The organism is Synergistaceae bacterium (assembly GCA_012728235.1).
Classification (GTDB): Bacteria; Synergistota; Synergistia; order Synergistales; family Synergistaceae; genus JAAYFL01.
In genome coordinates this window covers 1-4,169 of the sequence record JAAYFL010000059.1, presented here as the reverse complement: position 1 = coordinate 4,169, position 4,169 = coordinate 1, and the positions used below count along the sequence as shown (strand labels likewise).

Genomic DNA, 4,169 nt, shown 5'->3' with positions numbered 1-4,169 from the left:
TTGGAGAGCACTCGGTAGTTTATAATAAGCCAGCAATTGCAATTCCTTTTAAAACTATGCAAGTTGATACTACAATTACTAAAGCTGATACTTTAAGTATTGATAGTATTTCAGCTACTGTGCCGTACTCTGCTTCTTTGTCTCCTGCAATTAGGATTTCTTTTCCGGTTGACTCTTTTGCCAAAGGAGAGAGATCATCTTTCGATATATTTCGTCCATTCCAGCTGATGGCTCCGTTTTTATTGACTATTATAGTTATAGCCTTTTCCATGCTTTTTGACTCGCCTTTACCTGTAGGTAGGTCAACATCAATTTTGCCATGGAGAAATGATGCGGTCAGCACGAAAAATATAATGAGCATAAAGAGCACATCAATAAGTGGAGTTATGTCTACGTCTGCACTTCTTCTCTTATTTCTTCTCATCGTTAAGGTTGTTCCCCGAAAAGTGAGCACGAACCAAAAAATCAGCGGCTCTGTTAAAAGTTTCTTCTTGGTTGTCAATACGAGAGGACAGCACTCCATGTGCGAATATGGTCGGAATTGCAACGGTTAAACCGGCAATTGTCGTAAAGAGTGCTTTCCAAATGCCTCCGGTTACAATGGCCGCATTTACTTGATCTTCCATATGAAGAGATTGGAACATTTCAGACATGCCCAGTACTGTTCCGAGCAACCCTAAGAGAGGCGCGAGTTTACCTACTAACTCCAAAATATACAGATGTTTTTCCCATCTAAATACTTCTCTTCTCACGAGCTGTTCCAAAAGCAGTTTCATATCTTCACGATCGACACCCCAGTGTGCATATGCGTCAAAGAAAATTCTGTGCAGAGAGCTTTTAGAGGAGCGAACAATTTTTCCAGCTTTTTCTACATTTTTTGTGGCAACTGCTTCCCCAAAAGCAAGCTCAAGAGCTTCAGCATCGGTGTTAGCTCTATGAAAAAACCAGCATCTTTCAATAAGCACTGCGACTGCTATTACAGAAAGAGCTGCAATAAACCACATTAAAATTCCACCAGCTCTCATAAATTCAAGCATCAAAAGTCCCCCTTGTAATATTTCTCCATTATATTTTTATGATATAAATATTATTTTTTCCCATACAATAAAAGCAGAAGAAAGAAAATTGATCCTAGACAAGAAGTAAGCACACCTACGGGCACTTCTGTCGGAGCCCAAAATGTCCTTGAAGCTGTGTCGCAGAGAACTAAAAAGGTTCCGCCAAAAATGGCAGAAGCAATTGTAAGTCTTCTGTGATCCGTCCCTACAAGTTTTCTGCATATATGCGGCACCATTAATCCCACAAAGCCGATCGGGCCACAAATCGAAACAGCCACACCTACGACCAAAGAAACGACAACAAAAAGAAGTCTTTTTAGAGAGTTAACAGAAACCCCTCGACTAGCTGCTATGTCTTCTCCACAAACGAAAAGATTTAGCTCGGGTGCTCTTATATAAGCAATCAAAAATATCCCTATAAGTGCCGGAAACATGAGGTATAGATCGGAGTATCCTACGGCCTGCAGTCCTCCCATGGACCATCTCATCATTCTAAAAGAATCTACGAACCCACTTCCAAACTGCATTATCATGTTTATACTTGCAAACAAAAAACTCATGGCTATACCTGCAAGAAGGAGAGTGGCTTCGGACATGCCCCCGCGTCTTATATTGCCAGCTATATATATCGCGGAAGTAGCGATAAGAGCCCCTATAAAGGCAAAGAGCGAGAGTCCGGGGATTACATTAAAAACTGAAAAAGCAAACCCCATTCTGATGTATAAAACGGCTCCACAGGCGGCTCCTGTCGAGACCCCCAACATGTCTGGTGAGGCTAACGAATTTCTGAATAGGGCCTGAAATATCATTCCGCTTATTGCGAGAGTGGAACCCACAGCCCACCCGAGCAATACCCGTGGAACTCGAAGATCCCAGAGGATATTGTATAGACCGCTGTCCTTTCCCGCCCTAGTCAGTACGGAAACAGGCACCATCTGCGCTCCAACAAATGGAGATAAAAGGATAACTATAATGAAGGAAAGTATTAAAAGTGGGAATGTGAACCGTCTCAAAATATCATCCCCTTAGGAGCCACGTATGGAAACTTCTGCTTCTCTGTGGTGAAGCTTTGGAAAGTGGTATCAAAGATAGATTCAAGCACTCCATTTGAAAGAAGTGCGTTGCTGTCGCCCTTCCATCTAAGCTTTCCAAGCTTAATAGCTAAGATTTCGTCCGCTCCGTGGAGAGCAAGATTTATATCATGAGTAACCAATAAAATCGTCATTTTTTCTTCCTTATTTATCTGCTTTATTAACTCCAACGTTTCAACCTGATGTTTATAATCCAAGAAGCTCGTTGGCTCATCTAAAAACAATATTTCGGTCCCTTGGGCAAGTGCGGCAGCAATAAGTGCTTTTTGCCTCTCTCCGCCGCTGAGAGTGTTTAACTCTCTGTCTGCTATGTGTTGTACAGAAGCAACTGAGAGTGCCCTATCAACTATTTCAACGTCTTCCTTCGTCTCGTTGCCCAGCGATCTCTGCCAAGGGTAGCGTGACATCTTCGCAAACTCTCTCACTGTGAATGACAGAAAACTCGGTTCAGACTGGTGCACCCAAGAAATTTTTCGAGCTATTTCTTTCGCTTTCATAAGAGATACTAGACGCCCATCTAATGAAATGTCTCCTGAAAAATCTCTGTAGAGACGCCCCATACATTTGAGAAGTGAGCTCTTACCTGCTCCGTTAGGGCCAATAATTGCAAGAAATTTGCCCTTTTCAAGTAAAAAAGAGACGTCTTTTAATATCTCTGCTCCCTCAAGCGATAGGGAAAGATTTTTGACTTCTATGTACGGAGTCGTAATCACCAGTTTATCTCCGGGTGCAGAGCACGAGCAAATCCTATGAGAGCTTGTCCCACTCTTGGTCCAGGCCTCAGATATATCGAGCCGTTTAAAATATGAACATGATTATCTCTTACAGCTTTAACTTGAACTCCGTTCAGCCACTGCTGTTTAAGAAGATCATTTGTCATTCCAGCAAAGCCTTTGGTCAGAGAGTGTCCGGAGTCTATATCTCCTATTAACTCTATTATTACATCGGGGTTTATCATCATTAATCCCTCCTGAGATATTTGAGGGTAGGTTATTTTCTGCTTTTTCAAAGCGTTAACCCCACCGCCTTTTTTAATCATATCGTTATAAAAACTTGCGTTTCCTGCAGCAAAAAAAATGTTTATTTTATCGCCGGTAAACTCTCGAGATATACAGAGGAGTATTTTTGGGCGAGGAGAATTTTTTACTTTTTCACTCACATATTCAATGTCCTTTTCTATACTTGTGACAAGCTCTTTAGCTCTTTTTTCTGAATCGGTGGCTTTTCCCAAGGTCATTATTGAATCACAAACTTCTTCTATTGTTTCCTGACGAAGAGTAACGAAAGGTATTTTTAATTTTTCCAACTGGGGTATGAACTGTGCATGTAAATCTTGAATGACGATTAAATCAGCTTTCTTTGAAATAAAATATTCGTAGTTCATAGAAGCAAACCCGCCGACTTTCGGTTTCTTTTGTGCTTCAGGCGGATAGTCACAAAATGTTGTATTTGCTATTAAGTTTTTTTCTTGTCCTAAAGCATAGAGAATTTCAGTACCGGCAGGAGTTAGTGAGATTATACGCTTGGGAGCCGCTTCTGCAGGCACTATGAAGAACGTAAATATAAGGATAAATAAAATGTATAAACAGTTTTTCAAAATTTTCAAAGAGACAGCTCCAAACTAAGTAAAATATAAAAAAAATAAGAGAGAGCCAGACAGCCCTCCCTAGAATTTAAGAGGATGATCAACGCCCGCGCATTACATCCGCATTTTCTTCAGGTCACCTGACTTCCCAAATGGGTTACAGTGGCGGGGCCGCTTCGGATTTGCACCGGATTCCCCTTCAGAAAAGCAATATTTTTATTAAATTATTTTGTAACAAGGCTATTCTATCATAAACAAATTTTTACAAAAGCTCTTCTTCAAATTTCTTAAATCCTTCAAGAGCCATTTTCGGTGTTAGGCTGCTCATGCAGGGCAAGGGACATTTATAATTCCAACAACCCACATCGGGGCAGGTGCAAAGCACTTCACGGAACCATGGCATTGTGAAACCTATTTTTTTACTCGGTGTACAAC

Annotated in this window: 6 protein-coding genes and 1 riboswitch; all 6 genes read right to left on the bottom strand. The window is 41.0% G+C overall.

The features are described from left to right. Positions 1 to 19: 19 nt before the first annotated feature. The 6 genes from GXZ13_04880 to GXZ13_04855 all read right to left on the bottom strand — a co-directional run bounded on the left by GXZ13_04880 (position 20) and on the right by GXZ13_04855 (position 4,137). Positions 20 to 523 carry a biopolymer transporter ExbD gene (locus GXZ13_04880; protein ID NLX75155.1) on the bottom strand — a complete coding sequence of 168 codons (504 nt, stop codon included), beginning with the start codon at positions 521 to 523 and terminating at the stop codon, positions 20 to 22. After that, positions 411 to 1,037, bottom strand: a complete 627-nt coding sequence (locus GXZ13_04875) for a MotA/TolQ/ExbB proton channel family protein (protein ID NLX75154.1) — start codon at positions 1,035 to 1,037, stop codon at positions 411 to 413. The genes GXZ13_04880 and GXZ13_04875 overlap by 113 nt, the downstream gene beginning before the upstream one ends. Positions 1,038 to 1,087: 50 nt before the next feature. Beyond that, on the bottom strand, positions 1,088 to 2,071 hold the full coding sequence (locus tag GXZ13_04870) for an iron ABC transporter permease (protein NLX75153.1): 984 nt from the start codon (positions 2,069 to 2,071) through the stop codon (positions 1,088 to 1,090). Further along, a complete protein-coding gene (locus tag GXZ13_04865; GenBank protein ID NLX75152.1) occupies positions 2,068 to 2,862 on the bottom strand; it encodes an ABC transporter ATP-binding protein in 795 nt (264 codons plus the stop codon). Before GXZ13_04865 ends, GXZ13_04870 begins: the two co-directional genes overlap by 4 nt. Then, on the bottom strand, positions 2,859 to 3,755 hold the full coding sequence (locus GXZ13_04860; protein NLX75151.1) for an ABC transporter substrate-binding protein: 897 nt from the start codon (positions 3,753 to 3,755) through the stop codon (positions 2,859 to 2,861). Before GXZ13_04860 ends, GXZ13_04865 begins: the two co-directional genes overlap by 4 nt. A gap of 91 nt (positions 3,756 to 3,846) precedes the next feature. Next, a riboswitch (cobalamin riboswitch) is annotated at positions 3,847 to 3,976 on the bottom strand. Positions 3,977 to 3,996: 20 nt separating this feature from the next. Then, entirely contained in the window at positions 3,997 to 4,137 is a 141-nt protein-coding gene (locus tag GXZ13_04855) for a hypothetical protein (GenBank protein NLX75150.1), read from the bottom strand. Positions 4,138 to 4,169 lie beyond the last annotated feature (32 nt).

Coding starts and splice junctions, on each gene's coding strand:
- GXZ13_04875 (NLX75154.1), bottom strand. CDS start 1,037: ATGCTTGAATTTATGAGAGCTGGTGGAATTTTAATGTGGTTTATTGCA.
- GXZ13_04880 (NLX75155.1), bottom strand. CDS start 523: ATGGAGTGCTGTCCTCTCGTATTGACAACCAAGAAGAAACTTTTAACA.
- GXZ13_04855 (NLX75150.1), bottom strand. CDS start 4,137: ATGCCATGGTTCCGTGAAGTGCTTTGCACCTGCCCCGATGTGGGTTGT.